Origin of the sequence: Acinetobacter sp. YH16052 (assembly GCF_013417155.1) — a bacterium.
In the GTDB taxonomy this organism is placed as follows: domain Bacteria; phylum Pseudomonadota; class Gammaproteobacteria; order Pseudomonadales; family Moraxellaceae; genus Acinetobacter.
This window is the reverse complement of sequence record NZ_VPEO01000156.1, coordinates 1-1,387: the sequence shown is the minus strand read 5'-3', so window position 1 is coordinate 1,387 and position 1,387 is coordinate 1. Positions and strand designations below refer to the sequence as shown.

At 36.0% G+C, this 1,387-nt stretch carries 1 protein-coding gene; it reads left to right on the top strand.

Features of this window, described 5'->3' with window-relative positions:
- Positions 1-477 precede the first annotated feature (477 nt).
- Positions 478-1,387, top strand: a 910-nt coding sequence (gene repM / locus FTV42_RS16900) for a replication initiation protein RepM (RefSeq protein ID WP_180015795.1), incomplete at its 3' end; no start/stop codon positions are given.

Sequence of the window (1,387 nt, the reverse complement as noted above, 5' to 3'; positions counted from 1 at the left end):
TGCCCCTGCCTTTTCCCTGATTACAAGCTCCCTTTTGCTTCATAACGAAAGATACAGAGCATCCCGAATGGGTGCGAACTTTGGAGCTTTTGCTTTTCAAAAAGTATGAGCGAAGCGAATACATTACAAATGCTTTTGCTTTTAGATTTCACAAATAGGATTAACCAAAAACTGCCCCACGAAGCGAGGAACGAGCTTCAATAGAGTACGAGCTTTAGCGAGTACCTAGGGCAGTTTGCACTCCCCTCTCGAAAGGCTTTTAATTATTTTTAAAGCTTTTAAATGCTTTTAGATAAGCTGAAAACATTGATATGAGAGGACTACAGCTTATATAAGCACACAAATTCTCTTGTATAAGCACACAAATTCTCTTGTATAAGCACACAAATTCTCTTGTATAAGCACACAAATTCTCTTGATTTACACACATAAAATATATAGTGTGTAAATACACATTAATAATAACGTGTATTTAATATGAAGAATGGTTTAGTTGTGAAAGATAATGCATTAATAAACGCCAGTTATAATTTAGAACTAACGGAACAGCGTTTAGTCATGCTTGCAATCATTAATGCAAGGGAATTAGGGCGGGGTATTACGGCAGATAGCAAACTAGAAATACATGCTAGTGACTATGCAAAACTATTTAATGTATCACCTGATGCATCCTACAAAGCCCTGAAAGATGCCGTAAATAATCTATTTAACAGGCAGTTTAGCTATACAGCCGAATATAAAAAAACAGGGAAGGTAGGTATCGTTCGCTCTCGCTGGGTAAGCCGTATTTTTTATGTAGATGATTTGGCATTACTAGAAATTACTTTCGCACCTGATGTAGTTCCTTTAATCACTAGATTAGAAGAACACTTTACAAAATATGAAGCCAAACAAGTTGCACACCTAACCAGTAAGTATGCCACTAGACTTTATGAGTTATTAATCGCTTGGCGTGAAGTTGGTAAAACACCTGTTTTTGAACTACAACAATTACGTAAAAATTTAGGTGTTGAAGATGATGAATATCAACGTATGCACCATTTTAAAAGCCGTGTATTAGAAACTGCCATTACTCAAATCAATGAACATACAGACATAAAAGCCACTTATGAGCAACACAAGAAAGGGCGTACAATTACTGGGTTTTCATTCAAGTTTAAGCAGAAACAACAACCGAAAAAATTAGATTCTAAGCGTGACCCAAACACACCTGACTTTTTTATCAAAATGACCGATGCACAACGCCATTTATTTGCAAAAAAAATGTCAGAAATGCCTGAAATGGGGAAATATTCACAAGGTACAGAAAGCTACCAACAATTTGCTATCCGTATAGCAGATATGCTGTTAGAGCCTGAAAAATTCAGAGAGCTTTATCCAATTTTAG